This window comes from Brevibacterium sp. 50QC2O2 (assembly GCF_024580675.1).
GTDB lineage: Bacteria > Actinomycetota > Actinomycetes > Actinomycetales > Brevibacteriaceae > Brevibacterium > Brevibacterium moorei.
On the sequence record NZ_JANIJZ010000003.1, the window covers coordinates 220,906 to 238,558 of the forward strand.

The window sequence follows — 17,653 nt, forward strand, 5'->3', positions numbered from 1 at the left end:
GCAGCGTGAGTGTGAAGTGGGTCGTACGGCACAATGGTCCTATGAGCATTGACCTTGAGATCGCCCAAGCCGCCGTCCTCAAGCCCATCGGAGACATCGCCGCCTCCGTGGGGCTGACCCCGGAGGACATCATCCCGTTCGGACACGACAAGGCGAAGATTCCGGTTAAGGTGCTCAAAGCGGGGGAGGACCGCGGACAGGGCAAACTGATCCTGGTCACCGCGATGAGCCCCACTCCCGCCGGCGAGGGCAAGACCACTACCAGCATCGGCCTGGCCGATGGACTGAACCAACTGGCTCAGGTCGACTCCTGGGACGTCCCAGCGGGGACGGTGCCGGCAACCCTGGCTCTGCGCGAGCCCAGCCTGGGCCCGGTCTTCGGTATGAAGGGCGGCGCCGCAGGTGGCGGCCATGCGCAGATCCTGCCGATGGAGGACATCAACCTCCACTTCACCGGGGACTTCAACGCCATCGCCCTGGCCAACAACCTGGCCGCGGCAGTCCTGGACAACCATATGCACCAGGGCAACACCCTGGACATCGATCCGCGCCGCGTGGAGATCCGCCGAGTCGTGGATCTCAACGACAGGGCACTGCGCAACATTGCGATCGGCATGGGTGGGATCACCGGTGGGATCCCACGCGAGGACCACTTCGACATCGTCGTCGCCAGCGAGGTCATGGCGGTGTTCTGCCTGGCCGCCGACCTGGCCGACCTCAAAGAACGCCTATCCCGCATCGTCGTCGCCCGCACCCGGGCCAACCTGCCGGTGACGGTGGGCGACCTGGGCGTGGCCGGCGCTATGGCCGCCCTGCTGAAGAACGCGATCGACCCCAACCTGGTCCAGAGCATCGAGGGCACGCCGGCCTTCGTCCACGGCGGCCCCTTCGCCAACATCGCCCATGGCTGCAACAGTGTCCTGGCCACCCGGGCCGCCCTGGCCCACGGCATATACGCGGTCACCGAAGCGGGTTTCGGCGCGGATCTGGGCGCGGAGAAGTTCCTCGACATCAAATGCCGCCAGGCCGGCCTGTGGCCGTCCGCCGCGGTCGTGGTGGCGACAGTGCGGGCGCTGAAGTACCACGGGGGAGTCGCGAAAGCGGACCTGGAGACGGAGGACCTCGATGCGATGCGCGCGGGCCTGCCCAATCTGCTGCGGCACCTGGAGAACCTGGGTGGGGTCTACGGCCTGCCAACGGTAGTGAGCATCAACCGGTTCCCCAGCGACACAGACGCGGAAGTCGCCGCTCTGATCGCGGAACTCGCCGAACGCGGCATCACCGCATGCGAAGCCACCCACTGGGCCAACGGGGGTGCCGGTGCCCTGGACCTGGCCCGCGCAGTCGTCGCCGCGATCGAGCAGACGGAGTCGGCCTCGGCGTCGGAGGACGAAGGACTCAAGCCGGGCGAGCCGCGGTTCGCCTATGACCTGGATGAGAAGCTCGAAGACAAGATCACCGCGGTGGCCCGGCGCATTTACGGGGCCGGCGAAGTCGTCTTCCCCAAGCGCGTGGCCAAGAAGCTGGCACTGTTCGCCGCCGACGGGTTCGCGGGCCTGCCCGTGTGTATCGCGAAGACCCAGTACTCGTTCTCCACCGATGCGTCCCTGCTGGGTGCGCCGACCGGACACACCCTCGAGGTCCGCGATGTGCGCCTGGCCGCCGGCGCTGGATTCGTCGTCGCGGTGTGCGGGGACATCATGACCATGCCGGGCCTGTCCAAGCAGCCGGCTGCGCTGAGCATCGACGTCGACGAACAGGGTCAGATCACGGGTCTGTTCTGAAGTGCGACTGCGCACAACCGCCCTAGCCCTGTGATGCGGATCGCAGCGGAGTCTTCCGGAGAACACAGCCTGGGGCGGTACAGTGGGCCTGTTAGGTCCCGCTTACCCGATTCGAGTCGTTAGGTTCATCCCACGCCCATGCTGAACTGGATGCCGCCCCGCGCCAAGCAGCTTGCCATTGAGGTATTCCAGTTTCTGACCGTCGGCGGTATCAGTTACATCGTGGACGTGGGCCTGTCGAATCTGTTGGTCTTCGGCCTGTGGATCATGCCGGCGCTCATGCACGACAGCCCGCTCAAGGCCAAGATCATCTCCACCGTCGTCAGCGTCGCGGTGTCCTGGCTGGGTAACCGCCTGTGGACCTACGGCAAACGGCAGACCGGATCCAATATCCGCGGCATGGTCCGCTTCGCAATCGTCAACCTGGTGGGCATGGGCGTCGTCCTGGTCCCCGGCTGGTTTACGGTCTACATCCTGGGCTTGCGCGACCCCATCAGCTACAACATCTCCATGAACATCGTGGGCATCGCCCTGGGCATGGTGTTCCGCTTTTTCGCCTACCGGCACTGGGTGTTCAAGGAAGAACCCGCCCATCCGGACCGGGAAACCATCCCAGTAGACGACGACGCGTCCGTCGGTACGCGGTGACCACTTGCCGCGGCATCACGCTACGGACCTCGGCCCGGAGGCGCCGGTAGCCCAGGTGCAGCATAGCGGTGCGCTGCCGTTCCAACTCCCCGGCCGCGGCCTGCTGTGCCAGCTCCTCGATCTCGTCCCACAGTTGTGAAGTGGCGGGCTGGAAGTAATTCGCCTCCAACCAGCTGCGCTCGGCGTGCTGGAACCGGCCACGGGCCAGGTCGGCTAGCGTGCCCTCCAGCCCGGACCCGGCGAAGACCTCGTTGAGCATTGCGCGGTCCACCCCGAAATCCGAGACCACCAGACCCGGCAGCCCCCGGTCCAGGGCCTCGAGCATCGCAGTCGAGCTGACCGTCACCAGCGCGCAGCCCGGCCGCAGAAACTCGGACATAGGCCCCACGGCCACCTCGACCTCGGCTTCGGCGAGCGCACCCGCGGTCACCAATTCCCGCCGGATCTGCAGATAACTGTGCCGCTCCGCGTGCGTCTCCTGTTCGCCCGGCAGGCTGCGGACCTTCAGGATCGCCCGCCGAGGCGCCTGCCCGGTGCCCGCCCGCTGCCAGGCTGCCAGCGCCTCAAGCAGGGCGGCCCGCTGGTCCCAGCGCTGTGGCACCTTGGCCTGTGGGGCGAAGACCACCGTATCCACGGGGTCGGTCACAGCCGGTGGGATCCGCCCGGCGCTGCCCAGCATCGGCAGGGTCGTGACCACTGCACGGGCCCGGGCCCTGGTGCGCCTGATCGCCTCATCATAGGCGGTGCGTTCGGCAGCCGAATGCGTGATGAACACATCGCCGAGCCGTCGGTAGCGTTGCCCGCGCAGGGTCGCGGGTAGTCCCATGCCGGGCAGGCCGGAGACCAGCCCCGGCCGGTTCTTCAGCGACGCGGCCACGGCGAACACCTGGGCTGCGACGGGGCCGGTGGCGGCTGCCAGGACGACGGTGGGGCGCACCGCCGTGAGCAGTGCGCGCAGCTTGGTCCGGGGCACGATGCGCACGTCCAGGTCCTCCCACCTGGTGCCGGATACGGCGTGGGCGATTTGCGTGCCGGTGGGACGGATCGGCGTATCCATCAGCACCACCTCCACCCGGATCCCCGGATGCGCCGCGGCCAGGGAGTCCACCAGTCGTGCGGCCCACTTCAGATACGATTCGCTGTCGGCGATCGCCAGGATGTTCACCAACGCCGTCCGGGGTTTCTTCACCGGCAGCCGGTTGTGGGTCAGCTCGTTGAGTTCGCGCCGGGTGGAGTCGGGCCCGCGTCCGGTCCACCAGGCCGCAGGGATCGGATCGACTTCGACCCTCGGAGCCCGCATGACCAGCGGCAGGGTGGTCACCGCGGTCGAAGGCAGGGAACACACCCGGGTGTGTTTGGGGGAGTGGGCCAACCGCAGCTCCACGGGCAGGCCGGGGGCTGCGATCGTCAGGCCGGGGATGTGGGCCAGTCGGTCCAGGAGCTCAGGGCTCTGACGCCGGTGCGGATAGTAGACGCACTGGCCCGCCTGGGGCTCGGTCGTCTGGTCAGTGGTGCTCTGGTCAGTGGTGCTCTGGTCCACAGTCCTCTGGTCCGCGGTTCGGACCTGGTCCGCGACCCAGGAGGCGTAGGCGTCCTGGTCGATCAGTCCGTCGGCGGCCAGGGCCGAACCCAGGATGACCGTCGGCGGTTCCGCGGCGTCCTCTGATGTGTCATCGCCCAGGTTCAGTCCGCGCGCCCATTCGAATCGGTGGCGTGCCAGCCTGCCGCCTGCACCCGTGAAGTCCCGGGCCAGCCGCTTGTCGACCTTCATCGCGCTGACCCAGCGCAGTCGGCCGGCCCGCATGAGCCTGCGCAGCACTACCGCGGTGGCCAGGCCCAGGGCACGCCTGGCCGGGGAGGCATCGAGCCGGGAGCGCACCAGGGGCGCCGGCCGGCGCCGAGTCAGGCTGCGCGCGGCTCCGATCGTGGCCAGGCCGTCGTCGACCATCACCAGCTCGCGGGGCACGGCGGGCAGCGATCCCAGCAGCCGGCGCTGGAAGCTCCCGGAAAGCACATCGCCCACCAACACCCGACCCGAGGTGCGCGGCAGGCGGGCGGGTGAGACGTCCTGGCCGGGCGCCTCGGCCTCGACGACCACGCCGGAGGGCAGCCGGTCGATGGGGAACTGCGCCAGAAAGCCCGTCATGCCCGCCGCCTGGGTCCTGGCGTGGACGATAAGCGCCTCGTCGATCAGCCGGGCCTCGAGCACGGAGAGGAATTGCAGGGGGGACTCTACAAAGGCGTGCGATGCTGTGGCCGGATCCGGGGTGCCGCCGGGCACCGTCTGTGCGTGATATGCCATGATACGTAAGGTATTCAATCCTTGGAGGGGGACTTGTGACTGTCTTGGTGACCGGTGGTGCCGGCTATATCGGATCGCATGTCGTGCGGCTGTTGGAACAGCGCGGCGACGATGTGGTGATCGTGGACAATATGTCAAATGGCATCGCCTCCCGGATCGGCGAGCTGCCGCTGGAGCAGATCGACCTGTCCCACGCCGATGCCACCGATCGCCTGGTCGAGGTCATCGAACGCTACGGCGTCGACTCCGTCGTCCACTTCGCCGCGAAGAAACAGGTCGGGGAAAGTGTTCAGCGGCCCCTGTGGTACTACCAGCAGAACGTCACCGGCCTGGCCAACCTGCTGGCCGCCCTGGAGCGCACCGGCGTGGACCGCCTCGTGTTCAGCTCGTCGGCGGCGGTCTACGGGATGCCCGACCGGCTGATGGTCGAAGAGGACATCGACTGCCGCCCGATCAACCCCTACGGGCAGACGAAGCTGATCGGCGAATGGATGATCGACGATGTGATGGCGGCGACCGGGCTCAACGCGATCAAGCTGCGGTACTTCAACGTCGCCGGCACCGGCTGGAACGACCTGGCCGATACTGCGGTGATGAACCTGTTCCCGATCGTGTTGGACCGTGAGGCCCGGGACCTGGCCCCGGTGATCTTCGGTGATGACTACGACACCGATGACGGCACCTGTATCCGTGACTATGTGCATGTCAAGGACCTGGCACTGGCACACGTGTACGCCCTGGATGCTTTGGCGGCGGGCCGGCCGCGGGTCTCGACGTTCAACGTGGGCACGGGGCAGGGTGCCAGTGTGCGCGAGGTCATCGATGCGCTCTCCGATGCGCTGGGTCGGCCGTTGACTCCGGAGATCGGTGATCGTCGGGCGGGGGACCCGCCGCGGTTGATCGCCGATGTCACGGCAATCTCCACCGAACTGGGGTGGAAGGCCGAGTACGGGTTGGCCGATATCGCGAAGTCCGCGGTCGCCGCGGCCGCCTGGCGCGCAGCTCAAGACTGAACTCCCCGGGTACGTCGTAGCCGTCGCACCCGCCGGACGATGCGCCCGGAGAATCGCCCGGCCCTGCGCCGCAGCTTTCGGATCAGCACCGAGGACCCCGAGGCTTCCGGCTGTGGTTTCGGGGGTAGCCGGCCGGGCAGGTCGAGCTTGGTCAGCCGGCGTCGTTTGAAGTACCGGGCGTGTGCCGGATACGCGTCGGCTAAGAGTGAGGCCGCCTCCTCACGCAGTCCGGGCAGGATCTGTGGCTGCATGCAGTAGGCAACGGCGTGAACCAGCCGCTGGAGCCCGGGCACCTGCTCGGCCGCGCGGGCCCGGCCGGCGGGGGCCTCGGCCACAGCCGCCAGATCCGAGGTCGGGGACGGTTCGCCGCCCGGCCCGCCCTGTGCCCATAGGAAGTCGCAGATTGTCACGGGTATCCGATTGCTGTTCTCGTAGGGTGTGAAGCGCTCCAGCGCCAATTCGGTGCCCACAGCGTAGGCCCGCACCCCGTAGAGCCCGGAGGCGGTGGCCAGGGCGGTGGAGAAACAGCCGACGATCAGGTCGGGGCACAGCCGGTGGATGCACAGCTCGACAGGCACCTGGGCGGGCAGGACCTCCAACTGGACGCCCAGTGCAGTGGCCTGTTCGTGCAGCAGCGCCGTCACCATGGCCCCGGCGGCCGGATGCGGTTTGAACAGGATGCGAGCGGCCCCGGAACCCACCGTAGTGGCCTCGTCCACCGCGGTGCGCAGCATCGAGGCATAGAGTCCCTGTTCCTCCTCTGTCGTGAGCAGGTCGATGTCCGCCAGGTACTGGCCCACGATGATGGCAGTGGGCCCGGTGTGCTCTGTGTGCGCGGTGGTGTCCGCGGCGAAGGCGGCGAGTGCAGGATCGGCCGCGCGACTCATGAGCTCGAAGGTCGCCCGCAGCGCGGCCGCGGGCACGCGCAGGACCGGCACCCGGTACTCGGCCAGCAGGACGGGGTCGAGGCCCGGTACCAGCTCGGCGATGATGAGCCCGGCCAAGCGCTGGGACAGCTGGACCGGCAGCACATTGCGGGTGGGCCCATAGCTCATCAGGCCGTCGGCGTGGACGAACACGGCCGAGGTGCCGAAGACCTCGGCCAGGGCCGTCGCCGGTGGGCTCTGGATCGATTCGACGTACAGTTCCAGGTCCGCGGTTCCCAGATTCCATTCGCGGCGCAGCAGGCGTTCGAGGAGCGGGAGATCGTCCGCGCGCGGGCGCCAGGTGGCCGGATGGTTGGGCCAGATCAGTCGGTTGAACTCGATGACCCGGTCGAAGACCGGAGTCAGAGTCTGGCCGATCGGGGATGAGTGGAACGGTGCGCCGAAGTCGTTGATCACCCGGTTGTCGCTGATCAGCAGGATCCGTTCGTCCGCCGGACCGATCAGTCCGGCGGACAGTGCTGCGTGCAGATTGGCCAGCTGGAACAGGCTGGAGACCTCGAAGATCTGTTTCATGCTGCCTTTCGGTGGTGCTCGGAGGAGGCTCCGGCATCCTTATTTCTGTCGATGCTCTGGCGCTCCCCGGCCACTCGGGTCAACACGGGTGCCAGGCGTCTGGACCGCTGGGAACCCAGCCCGGAGGCGAGCCGGTCCAACTCGGCCGGGCGCAGAGCGGTCAGCGCCCCCGCGGTGCGTTCGACCAGGGTGGTGCGCAGATGCGCGGGCAGGTCGTCGCGTTTCAAGTGGATGTCGACCAGCGCCAGCAGATTGTGCCCCGCTTTGAGGGCGAAACGGTCCAGATCCGGGTCCGCCCGACAGCGTTCGATGATCCCCAGGCAACTGGGCACGATGTCCATCTGCCTTTCGTCATAGGTCGCAGTCAGGGACGTGGACACCTTTCTGCGGTATACCGGCGCGTGCGAGTCGACCACTGCGAAGCGCAGATCTGCCAGGAACAACCGCCAGTTCCACTCCCTGTCCTCCGCTGTGCGCAGGGACTCATCGAAGTACAGGACACCGGGGCATCCGGCGGCCGCCTGCTCGGCGTGTTCGGCCAATTCCCGTCGGTAGAGACCGGCCAGCGTGCTTGGGAAATCCACCATCGTGGCTTGGAATCCCACCGGTGAGTCGATGAAATCCCGGGTGGCCAGGGCTTTCCCGCGCAGCGCCACCGGGGCCCGCCACAGCCTGCGCGCCTTGCCTGCCGCGCGGACCAGGTCAGTGCGCACGAAATCCACATCCAACTCTTCGAGGACATCGACCATATGGGCCAGGTAGCCGCCGGCGAACCAGTCATCGGCATCCAAAAAGGTCACGAACCGCCCGGTCGCCTCGCGCAGCCCCAGATTCCGCGCCGCCGACACCCCGCGCGCGGCAGGCACGCGGGTGAGCACAGCGGTGGGGAACGGGGCCAGGGCCGCGGCTGCGACCTCGGCAGTGCGATCCTGTGATCCATCGTCGATGACCACCGGCTGCACCAGGGCGGGATCGATGCCCTGCCAGGCCAGGCAGCCCAGTGCATCGCCCAGGTAGTCCTGGGCGTTGTGCGCGGGGATGACGACGCTGACCAGGGGAGTGCCGACCAGGGGAGTGCCGACCGGAGGAGTACTGACAGGGGAAGTCGAGCCCACCGGCTTACTTCTTCACGCGCAGGGACTCGATCTTCGACTCCTCGCCCGGCATCACGCGCTTGACGCCGTCGCCCAGGGCGATGGAGACCCGGCGGATGTCCTCGGCCAGGCGGATGAACTCATCGGGCTCCATCGAGGCGGACTGGTCGGAGCCCCACATCTCATTGCTCAGCGTGATGTGGCGCTCCACCGTCACCGCGCCCAGAGCCACTGCCGCGACCGAGATCGCCGTGCCCGTCTCGTGGCCCGAATAGCCCACCGGCACGCCGTAGCGCTCCCGCAGTGCCGGAATCGCCAGCAGGTTGACCTCCTCGGCCGGCAGCGGATAGGTCGAGGTCGCGTGCATGAGCACCAGATTGTCCGTGCCCACCGTCTCAACCGCCCGGTCGATCAGCTCGAAGTCCGACATGCCGGTGGACATGAGGATCGGCTTGCCGGTAGCGCGGATCGCCCGCAGCAGCTCGAGATCCGTGATCGAGGCGCTCGCGATCTTGTAGACGACCGCGTCGAACTTCTGCAGGAAGGCCACGGAATCCGTGTCCCAGGGGCTGGCGAACCACTGCAAACCCAGCTGCTTGGCGTACTCGTCGATCTGCGCGTACTCGGCCTCCTCGAACTCCACCCGGTACTTGTACTCCAGGTAGGTCATTTCGCCCCACGGAGTGGATTTGGGCTTGGACTTCTGGGCCTCGGGCACCGCCATGTCCGGATTGCGCTTCTGGAACTTCACGGCCTGCGCGCCGGCTGCTGCGGCGACGTCCATCATCCGCTTGGCCAGTTCGACGTCCCCGTTGTGGTTGATGCCGATCTCGCCGATCAGGTAGACCGGCTGGCCCGGGCCGATGAAGTGTTCGCCGACCTGGATGCCGGGGTTGGTCGTGTTGGGGCGGGCGATGGTGGTGTTCTCGATGATCGTCATGATCGTTTCTCCTGTGTTCGTCTGGGTTGTCTGGGGCGTCTGGAAAGTCTGATTCGGGTCCGTCTGCACAGCGGGGTGGGTCATCCGGCCACGCTGTGCAGGCGGGGCTCGGGCGGGGCCTCGGGCAAGGCCGCGGATGTCACCGCGGGCGGAGCCTCGGGTTGGACCGCGATCGGTGCTGGTTGGCCGACCGCCAGATCGCACAGTTCCCGGACGGCCCCGTGCCCGCCCCGGTTCTTCAACTTCAGCCGGGCGGCGGTGAGCACCGAGGGGTGGGCGTCGGCCACGGCAATCGGCCAGCCCACCTGGTTGAAGGCGGGCAGATCGTTGACGTCGTTGCCGATGTAGGCGACGCGTGCCGGGTTCAGGTTCCGATCCGCCATCCACGTCCGCAGTGCGGCAGCCTTGTCGTCCACCCCCTGCATGACCTCGACGCGCAGCTTCTCGGCCCTGGCGCCGACCACCGGATTGCGTTCCTTGGACAGGATGAGGAACGGCAGGCCCGCGGCTCGGGCCGCCGCGATCCCCAAGCCGTCCCCGCGGTGGACCCGCACATGTTCACGGCCCGACTCGTCGACGAAGGCCGAGTCGTCCGTGTGGACCCCGTCGAAGTCCGTGACGATAGCGTCGACGTCCAGTGCCGAGGCCGGTGTGCGGGTCTGCGCCGCGATCCGCAGGGCGGTCAGGTCGGCCAGGGTGTCGATCTCGCGGGCGTCCTCCGGGGGCACCTCCTGGATCGCGATCCGGCCGAAGAACCTGTGGCCGTGTTCGCGCAGGCCCGTGGTGCGCATGACGTAGAAGGCGCCGGTCTCATTGAAGTGCTTCTTCCGGTCCTGCCGGCGTGGGCGGAACGATGCCTCGTGGCCGACGGGAATCGCCGTGGGAGGTGTCTGGGCGTGGGCCGGGGTCTGGGCAGGCTTCAGGGTCCACAGGAAGCTGTGGTCCTCGGTCGCGGAGAACACGCAGTCAGCCTCGTCGGCGAGCACTCGGCCGATCGCCTGGTCGATGTCATCGGGGTTGATGAAGGGGGAGGTGCACTGGATGAACACGGTGATGGCCGGGTCCCCCTCGTGCTGTGGGCGCAGCCGGTCCAGTGTGTACAGCAGTGCGGATTCACTGCTGGCGGTATCGCTTGAGATATCGGCGGGGCGCCGGACCACGGAGGCGCCGTGGGCCAGGGCCTCGTCCGCGATCTGGTCGTGATCGGTCGATACGATCACCTGGTCGATCAGCCGGGAGCCGCGCGCCGCGTCGACTGCTCTGCCCACCAGCGTGACGCCGGAGATCTTCTGCAGGTTCTTCAGCGGGATGCCCTTGGAGCCGCCCCTGGCCGGGATGATCGCAACGGTGTGCGGCCTCGGCGTCGGAGCGGTGGAACCGCGTGTTGCAGGGGATGCCGCGACGGGCGGTTGAGATGCCGCGCGGGCGATGTCTGGGGTATCGATTGACTCATTCACAGGGCGCCATCGTAGGCCGGGGACCGTGAACCGAAGGTGAACGTGCGGCCACATTGATGTGCAGCCTGGGTGAAGCCTCCGCATTTTCTACTTTCAGTCCTATAGCACCGCTGAATCCGGGGGTGCTATAGGACTGAAAGTAGAAAATGCAACAGACCCTTATATGCAGGTAAGTGGCGTGTCTACCGTGTCATGCATTTGTGTGCCATGATCTATGCATGTATAACGTTGTAACGCATCAAACGCTTATAAACTCTGGTATTGGCAAGGCGGTAATAGCCTCATGTCTTCGGTGTTGTCTCCAAACTCTCAGCCGTGGGATCTACCTCATCGTGCGGGTCTGCCGGTGCTCCGCACACGCTGCCCTTAGCCGGTGGATCGACTGTCCTGAGTTGCTCGAACCGCCTGACACCGGAACTCCGGGAAGGTCCGAGGTGTCGATGTTCCGCCGTAGGATCGCAATCCACCTGGGTCACATCCGAGCGTATGGTCTGGCGCCCGGACAGTTCATCAGCCACCAATCCGCCGCAGCGGCCCAGGGGATCCCGCTGTTCGTAACTGAGTTCCCCCGTATCTCCATCTCCGACCCTGACCGGTCGTCGCAGACCACGGCCGTCATCCGGCGGCACCGTCGCACAGTGCCAGTGGAACATCTGTCCGGTTCTGCCTCGGCACTTCCCGGCGTCCTCATGACCAGTCCGATCTGGACCGTGGCGGATATCCTTCGCGACAAGGATGAGATGCACGGTTTTGTCGCAGCGGACGCCTTCGTCGGTGGGGTGGTCGACATGCAGGACGTCCGCCTCAACGCCTACCCCGATCGATTCAGGTTCTGGCGCCCACCGTTCGATGCAGGCCGCGGAATGGAGCGGGGAATCCAGGCTGCCGACGCCCAGACCATGGAAGCTCTGAGCAGGCGCAGGCAGATCCTCGGCGCAGTGCTCGACGAATTGGAGAAACTCAACTCCCGCAAGGGGATGCGCCGGGCCAGGCGCCTGACGTCGTGGACCACGGGGTTGTCCGAATCCCCTTTGGAAAGCCTGACGCTATTGGCCCTCAAGCACCTGGGCATCACCGATGTCTACCAGCAGGTGGTCTTCATGTCCCGCGACGGGCGCTTCCAGGACCGGGTTGACTTCTTCATTCCACACCTCAACCTCATCATCGAAGCGGACGGTTGGTCGAAGTACTCGGGCCCAGACGACATCAAACGGGAGAAACGGCGCGAGGAACGGCTGCGGGCCCATCACAACCTCATTCGGGTCGAATGGCGCGATGTCATTCCCGGGCCCTCCGGCTATGGCATGGTCCGCAAGGCCCTGGAGGTCGGAATCCACCTGGGGTAGGGGGCCGCCGCATTTTCTAGTTCCAGTCCTATAGCACCGCTGAATCCGGGGGTGCTATAGGACTGGAAGTAGAAAATGCGGAAGGCGGGCTAAATCCAGCTGGCGTTGAACATGCGGTTGCGCCAGTCCTCGTAGGGGATGGTCTCGCCGGTGTACACGGGGTAGAAGTAGGCGAAGGCCAGGACCGCCAGGGCCACGATCAGCCCCACCGCCATCCTGCGCCAGAACAGGGCGCGAGGGCTGATCGCGAACCGGGCCCCACTGCCCAGACTGCTACCGCTGAAACCGCTGCCGAAGCCACTGCGGCCTGTGCTCACACGGTCCGCATCGCCCCAGATCACGCCCAGCAGGTAGACCACCGCCAGGACCACGAAGGGGACCATGACGATCGTGTAGAAGGTGAAGATCGTCCTGTGCTGGTAGGTGAACCACGGGCCCCAGGCCGCCAGCAGGCCCGCCAGGATCGCCCCAGTGCGCCAATCACGCCGGACGATCCAGACGAAGAGCATGCCCAGCACGGCAATGGGCGCCAGGCCCCAGATGACGGGATTGCCCACTGAGGTGATCGCCGCCGAACAATGGTCGACCGCACACCCGGCTTCACCCAGTTCGGGGGACTTGTAGTAGAAGGAGGTGGGCCGCCATTGCACGATCCAACCCCAGGGATTGGACATATAGGGGTGTTCGGAATCCAACCCGACGTGGAACTTGTAGGCGGTGTAGTGGTAGTGCGCCAGGCTGACCAACCAGTCCGGCAACCCGGACCACCAGCCGGAGTTCTGTTCCGCCCAGTCGCGGCCGTAACCGCCGGAGGTGAAGATCCAGCCCGACCAGCACAGCACGTAGACGATCAACGCCACGGGCACCAGTGACACGAACGCCGGAATCGCGTCCTTGAAGAACCAACCGCGCCACCTGCCCAGCAGGCCGGCGCGCCGTCTGCGCCCCAGATCCCACAGCACCGTGAGGATGCCGAAGACGGCCAGCACATAGATGCCCGACCACTTCACTCCCATCGCACACCCCAGGCTCAGGCCGGCGGCGATCCGCCACGGCCGCCACCCTAGACCGGGTCCGCTGCCCAGGTCCTGCGGTCCGGGCAGGAAGGCCGTGCGATACAGGCCCGAGGCCAGGGCCCGGAACCTGCTCACGGCACCCGGCCGGGCCCCCGGGTCGGCCGGCTCCAGGCCCAGCCTGCGCGCCAGGGTCAGATCCGCCCATTCCTTGTCGATGAGCAGGAAGGCGAAGCCGAGCAAGACGAAGAACATGACGAACAGGTCCAACAGACTGGTGCGCGAGTGCACGAAGTGCTCGCCGTCGACCGCCAGCAGCAATCCGGCCAGGGAGCCCAGCCATACCGACTTGAACAGACGGATCGCCAGGCGCGCCAAAATGAAGATCGACAGGGCGCCGAACACCGCGGCGGCGAAGCGCCACCCGAAGGAGGACTGCACCCCGAAGATCTGCTCGCCGGCGCCGATCAGCCATTTGCCCAATGGCGGATGGACCACGTATTCCCCGGCCTCCAACAGCCCGGAGGGGTCGCCCTGGTTGAACGCGTCATTGGCCTCCTTCGTCCAATTGCGTTCATAACCCGACTGCCACAGGGCGTAGCCGTCCTTGACGTAGTAGGTCTCATCGAACACCAGCGAATGGGGGAAGCCCAGCCGGTACAGGCGCAGTGCCCCGCCCAGGACGGTCAGCACCACGGGGATGAACCAGGCGTAGAACGCCACGCCCGGCCTGAGCAGCGCTGCGTGGAGTCTGGCCGCAACCCCGCTGGAACCACCGCGTGAACCGCCGGCTCTCGGGCCGCCGGACTCGGTCGCGGCGGACTGGGCGCCGGGTGCGTGCTGGGTCTGCTGTTCGCTCAGGTCGGACACCCCGCCAGTCTACGGGTCGCGCGGCGGCACAGACGTGGGAGGATGGGTTCATGAGTTCCTCCGCAGCCTTCGAACCGGATTCGCCCAGCTCTGCAGCACCTCGTGCCGCACTCGTCCTGGTCGGCACCCCGATCGGCAATCTGGCCGATGCCTCCCCGCGGATGCGCGCTGAGATCGAGGGCGCGGATCTGATCGCAGCCGAGGACACCCGCCGCTTCCTGGGCCTGGCCCAGCGCCTGGGCCTGGCCCACACCAAGAACGTCGTCAGCGTTTTCGACCACAATGAACAGACCAAGGCCGCGGACGTGGTGGCGGCGATCCGGCACGGCAAACGCGTGGTGCTGCTGACCGATGCGGGAATGCCCGCGGTCTCCGACCCCGGCTACCACGTCGTCAAGGCGGTCGCGGGCGCCGGACTGCCGGTGACCTCGGCGCCGGGGCCATCGGCCGTGTTCACGGCCCTGGCCCTGTCCGGCCTGCCCAGCGACCGCTTCACCTTCGAAGGTTTCGTGCCGCGCAAATCGGGGGAGCGCGCGCGGCTGTTCGCCGAACTCGCCCATGAGCGGCGCACGATGGTGTTCTTCGAAAGCCCGCACCGGATCGCAGCGACCCTCGACGACCTGGCGCAGGCGTTCGGTCCGGAGCGGGCCATGACGATCAGCCGGGAGCTGACGAAGACCTACGAGGAAGTGCTGCGCGGGACGATCGCCGATCTGGCCGCCGAGGCCGCAGACGGCCTGCGCGGCGAACTCACCCTGGTCGTGGCCGGCTTCGTGGGGCGGACCTCGGCGCCGGAGGACCACGTGGCGGCCGTGGCCGAGCTGGTCGAGGCCGGACTGCGCGCCAAGGACGCGGCGGCCCGCATCGCCAAGGACGCCGGCCTGAAGACCCGCGAGGTCTACGAGGCCTACTTGGCTGACAAAGCATGAAGGCAGGGCGCGGGCCTCGGACAACCGGCGGGCTGCGCCCGCCCGGCCGCGCGAACCGGCAGGCGGTCGCGAAGTAGACTTTCCCCATGAGCTTCTACATCACCACCGCCATCGCCTATCCCAATGGCACCCCGCACATCGGCCACGCCTATGAATACGTCGCGGCCGACACGATCGCCCGGTTCCACCGGCTCGACGGTGAGGATGTCTTCTTCATGACGGGCACGGACGAACACGGCCTGAAGATGCAGCAGACCGCGCAGAAGCAGGGCGTGACGGCGATGGAACTGGCCACCGCCAACGCCGCGGCCTTCCGCACCCTGCAGGACACCCTGGGCTCCAGCTACAACCGCTTCATCCGCACCACCGACGCCGACCACGTGGCCAGCTGCCAGGCGATCTGGCAGCGGATGGAGGAAAACGGCGACATCTACCTCGACAGCTACGCCGGCTGGTACTCGGTGCGCGATGAGGCCTATTACAACGAGGACGAAACCGAAGTCCGCGAGGACGGTCAGCGCTACGCCACCGCCACCGGCACCGAGGTGACCTGGACGGAGGAGGAATCCTACTTCTTCCGCCTGTCGGCCTACCAGGACAAACTGCTGGCGCTCTATGCGGAACACCCCGAGTTCGTCGGCCCCGATGTGCGGCGCAACGAGGTCGCCTCCTTCGTCTCGGGCGGCCTGAACGACCTGTCGATCTCGCGCACCACCTTCGACTGGGGCATCCCGGTGCCCGGCGATGAGAAGCACGTGATGTACGTGTGGGTCGACGCCCTGACGAACTACCTGACCGGCGTGGGCTACCCGAACGTCGACGGCGAGGCCTTCAAGAAGTTCTGGCCGGCCGACGTCCACATCATCGGCAAGGACATCGTGCGCTTCCACGCCGTGTACTGGCCGGCCTTCCTGATGAGCGCCGGGATCGAACTGCCCAAGCGCGTCCACGCCCACGGCTTCCTGTTCAACAAGGGCGAGAAGATGTCGAAGTCGATCGGCAATGTCGTCGATCCCTATGACCTGGTCGACTCCTTCGGCCTGGACGCCATGCGCTTCTTCCTGCTGCGCGAGATCTCCTACGGCAACGACGGCTCCTACTCCGCCGAATCGATCATCGGGCGCAAGAACTCGGACCTGGCCAATGAGTACGGCAACCTGGCCCAGCGCTCGCTGTCCATGGTGAATAAGAACCTGGGCGGCGTCGTGCCCGATGTCTCCGCAGCGGACTTCACCGAGGCGGACCGGGCACTGCTCGACCAGGCCGCCGCCGCGCACGAGGCCGCCCGCGGCTTCGTCGCAACCCAGGAGCTCAACCGCTATGTCGAGGTCCTGTGGAAGGTGCTCGAGGAGGCCAACCGCTACTTCAGCGCGCAGGAGCCCTGGAAGCTCAAGAAGACCGATCCGGCCCGGATGGCCACGGTCCTCTACACCACGATCGAGGTCGTGCGCCGGGTCTCCATCCTGGTCCAGCCGGTGATGCCGGAGTCCGCGGGCAAGGTCCTGGACCTGCTGGGCGTGCCGGCCGTCGGTTCGGCCGGTGGCCGCGATGACAACGAGGCAGGCCATGCGCGCAGCTTCGCCGCACTGGCCACGCCGCTGGCCGCGGGCGTCGAACTGCCCAAGCCCGCCGGCGTGTTCCCGCGCTACGAGGCGCCCAAGGACGACGCCGCGGCCGGTTCGGCCGGCGGGCAGAAGCAGGGGGCCTGAGCTCAGGTGGCATCGCGAGGCGCCGGCGTCTACCCGCCGATTCCCGTCCCCCTGGCTGCTCCCGCAGTCGACACGCACACCCACCTGGATCTGGGCCTGGGGGTGCGCGGGCCGATCAAGGCCGGGGAGCCGGCCCCCGAGGTCGATCCGGCCGATGACGGCGCCGAGGGTCCCGGGCAGGAGGGCACGGGCTTCCCGCCGCTGAGCTTCTTCCACGACGCCGCGCAGACGGCGGGGATCACGCGGATCGTGCAGATCGGCTGTGAGATGTCATCGGCCCGCTTCACTGCGGACCTGGTGGCCAGGGCCGCGGCGGGCGATGAGCCGGGGGTGCGCCCGGACTGGATGCTCGGCGGGGCGGCGATCCATCCGAACGAGGCCCCGCGCCTGGCCGCGGTCGGGCTGCTCTACGACTCGCTGGCGGAGATCGAGGCGCTGCTGGCCTCGCACTCGCGGATGCGCGTGGTGGGGGAGACCGGCATGGACTTCTTCCAGACGGAGGATGCGGCCGGCCGGCGGATCCAGGAGGAGTCCTTCCGCGCCCACATCGAGATCGCCAAGCGCCTGGGCCTGGCCCTGCAGATCCACGACCGGAACTCCCATGCGGATGTGCTGCGGATACTGGCCGATGCCGGGGCCCCGGACGTGACGATCTTCCACTGCTTCTCCGGCGACGAGGCGATGGCCAGGGAATGCGCGCGGCGCGGCTACCTCATGTCGTTCTCTGGCAACATCACGTTCAAGAACGCACACGATTTGCGGGCGGCTGCGGCCGCCGTGCCCGATGAGCTGCTGCTGACCGAGACTGACGCGCCATTCCTCACCCCGCATCCGCACCGCGGCAAGCCGGGCGGTTCCTACCTGGTCCCCTTGACGGTGCGCAAGCTGGCCGAGGTCCGGTTGGGCGCGGAGTTCCCGCCGCCGGCGCGCAAGCCGGCACAGCCCGGTCAACCCGGTCCTACCGCGACCCCGGAGAACGTGGCCAAGGAGGCCGAGGTGGCGAACCTGGTGACCGCCAACGCCGAACGCGCCCTGGGCGGCTGGGCCCTGGCCTGAGAGTCGGCTGCCCGTCAGCTGTGGGCGCAAGA

13 protein-coding genes are annotated in these 17,653 nt (G+C 67.3%); 7 read left to right on the plus strand and 6 right to left on the minus strand.

Annotated features, from left to right (window positions below; translation table 11 throughout):
• Positions 1-41 precede the first annotated feature (41 nt).
• Both NQ038_RS04125 and NQ038_RS04130 read left to right on the plus strand, forming a co-directional pair.
• Complete coding sequence (locus NQ038_RS04125; protein ID WP_257061872.1) at positions 42-1,784, plus strand: formate--tetrahydrofolate ligase; 1,743 nt, start codon at positions 42-44, stop codon at positions 1,782-1,784.
• 138 nt (positions 1,785-1,922) lie between these two features.
• The gene (locus NQ038_RS04130; protein WP_257046934.1) at positions 1,923-2,432 is read left to right on the plus strand and encodes a GtrA family protein; all 510 of its coding nucleotides are present in this window, start codon (positions 1,923-1,925) and stop codon (positions 2,430-2,432) included.
• On the opposite strand, the gene NQ038_RS04135 is transcribed toward NQ038_RS04130, so the two are convergent.
• Entirely contained in the window at positions 2,359-4,734 is a 2,376-nt protein-coding gene (locus NQ038_RS04135) for a DUF6716 putative glycosyltransferase (RefSeq protein WP_257046935.1), read from the minus strand. The genes NQ038_RS04130 and NQ038_RS04135 overlap by 74 nt on opposite strands.
• Positions 4,735-4,769: 35 nt before the next feature.
• On the opposite strand from NQ038_RS04135, the gene galE reads away from it, so the two are divergent.
• On the plus strand, positions 4,770-5,747 hold the full coding sequence (gene galE / locus NQ038_RS04140; RefSeq protein ID WP_257046936.1) for a UDP-glucose 4-epimerase GalE: 978 nt from the start codon (positions 4,770-4,772) through the stop codon (positions 5,745-5,747).
• On the opposite strand, the gene NQ038_RS04145 is transcribed toward galE, so the two are convergent.
• From NQ038_RS04145 to NQ038_RS04160, 4 genes are all read right to left on the minus strand, one after another.
• Positions 5,738-7,207, minus strand: coding sequence for an alpha-2,8-polysialyltransferase family protein (locus tag NQ038_RS04145; RefSeq protein ID WP_257061874.1), 1,470 nt, complete (start codon positions 7,205-7,207; stop codon positions 5,738-5,740). The two genes, galE and NQ038_RS04145, sit on opposite strands and share 10 nt — an antisense overlap.
• Positions 7,204-8,322 (minus strand): glycosyltransferase family 2 protein, encoded by a 1,119-nt coding sequence (locus tag NQ038_RS04150; RefSeq protein ID WP_257061875.1) that lies wholly within the window; start codon positions 8,320-8,322, stop codon positions 7,204-7,206. The genes NQ038_RS04145 and NQ038_RS04150 overlap by 4 nt, the downstream gene beginning before the upstream one ends.
• 4 nt (positions 8,323-8,326) lie before the next feature.
• Positions 8,327-9,241 (minus strand): N-acetylneuraminate synthase family protein, encoded by a 915-nt coding sequence (locus NQ038_RS04155; protein ID WP_257057239.1) that lies wholly within the window; start codon positions 9,239-9,241, stop codon positions 8,327-8,329.
• Between the two features lie 80 nt (positions 9,242-9,321).
• On the minus strand, positions 9,322-10,698 hold the full coding sequence (locus NQ038_RS04160; protein ID WP_373456776.1) for a cytidylyltransferase domain-containing protein: 1,377 nt from the start codon (positions 10,696-10,698) through the stop codon (positions 9,322-9,324).
• A 710-nt stretch (positions 10,699-11,408) separates the two neighbouring features.
• Between NQ038_RS04160 and NQ038_RS04165 the strand changes: the two genes are divergently transcribed.
• Positions 11,409-12,044, plus strand: coding sequence for a hypothetical protein (locus NQ038_RS04165; protein ID WP_257061876.1), 636 nt, complete (start codon positions 11,409-11,411; stop codon positions 12,042-12,044).
• Positions 12,045-12,133: 89 nt separating this feature from the next.
• Here NQ038_RS04165 and NQ038_RS04170 read toward each other — a convergent pair whose 3' ends face one another.
• Positions 12,134-13,927, minus strand: a complete 1,794-nt coding sequence (locus tag NQ038_RS04170; RefSeq protein WP_257061878.1) for a phospholipid carrier-dependent glycosyltransferase — start codon at positions 13,925-13,927, stop codon at positions 12,134-12,136.
• Positions 13,928-13,977: 50 nt separating this feature from the next.
• Between NQ038_RS04170 and rsmI the strand changes: the two genes are divergently transcribed.
• The 3 genes from rsmI (at position 13,978) to NQ038_RS04185 (ending at position 17,621) form a co-directional block, all read left to right on the plus strand.
• A complete protein-coding gene (gene rsmI, locus NQ038_RS04175; RefSeq protein WP_257046943.1) occupies positions 13,978-14,856 on the plus strand; it encodes a 16S rRNA (cytidine(1402)-2'-O)-methyltransferase in 879 nt (292 codons plus the stop codon).
• Positions 14,857-14,942: 86 nt separating this feature from the next.
• The gene (metG, locus tag NQ038_RS04180; protein ID WP_257046944.1) at positions 14,943-16,565 is read left to right on the plus strand and encodes a methionine--tRNA ligase; all 1,623 of its coding nucleotides are present in this window, start codon (positions 14,943-14,945) and stop codon (positions 16,563-16,565) included.
• Between the two features lie 6 nt (positions 16,566-16,571).
• Positions 16,572-17,621, plus strand: coding sequence for a TatD family hydrolase (locus NQ038_RS04185; RefSeq protein ID WP_257046945.1), 1,050 nt, complete (start codon positions 16,572-16,574; stop codon positions 17,619-17,621).
• Positions 17,622-17,653: the final 32 nt, after the last annotated feature.

What these genes read in the sequence shown, in the direction of transcription:
- NQ038_RS04125 (WP_257061872.1), top strand. Translation starts at nt 42, where the DNA reads ATGAGCATTGACCTTGAGATCGCCCAAGCCGCCGTCCTCAAGCCCATC.
- NQ038_RS04130 (WP_257046934.1), top strand. Translation starts at nt 1,923, where the DNA reads ATGCTGAACTGGATGCCGCCCCGCGCCAAGCAGCTTGCCATTGAGGTA.
- NQ038_RS04135 (WP_257046935.1), bottom strand. Translation starts at nt 4,734, where the DNA reads ATGGCATATCACGCACAGACGGTGCCCGGCGGCACCCCGGATCCGGCC.
- NQ038_RS04145 (WP_257061874.1), bottom strand. Translation starts at nt 7,207, where the DNA reads ATGAAACAGATCTTCGAGGTCTCCAGCCTGTTCCAGCTGGCCAATCTG.
- NQ038_RS04155 (WP_257057239.1), bottom strand. Translation starts at nt 9,241, where the DNA reads ATGACGATCATCGAGAACACCACCATCGCCCGCCCCAACACGACCAAC.
- rsmI (WP_257046943.1), top strand. Translation starts at nt 13,978, where the DNA reads ATGAGTTCCTCCGCAGCCTTCGAACCGGATTCGCCCAGCTCTGCAGCA.
- metG (WP_257046944.1), top strand. Translation starts at nt 14,943, where the DNA reads ATGAGCTTCTACATCACCACCGCCATCGCCTATCCCAATGGCACCCCG.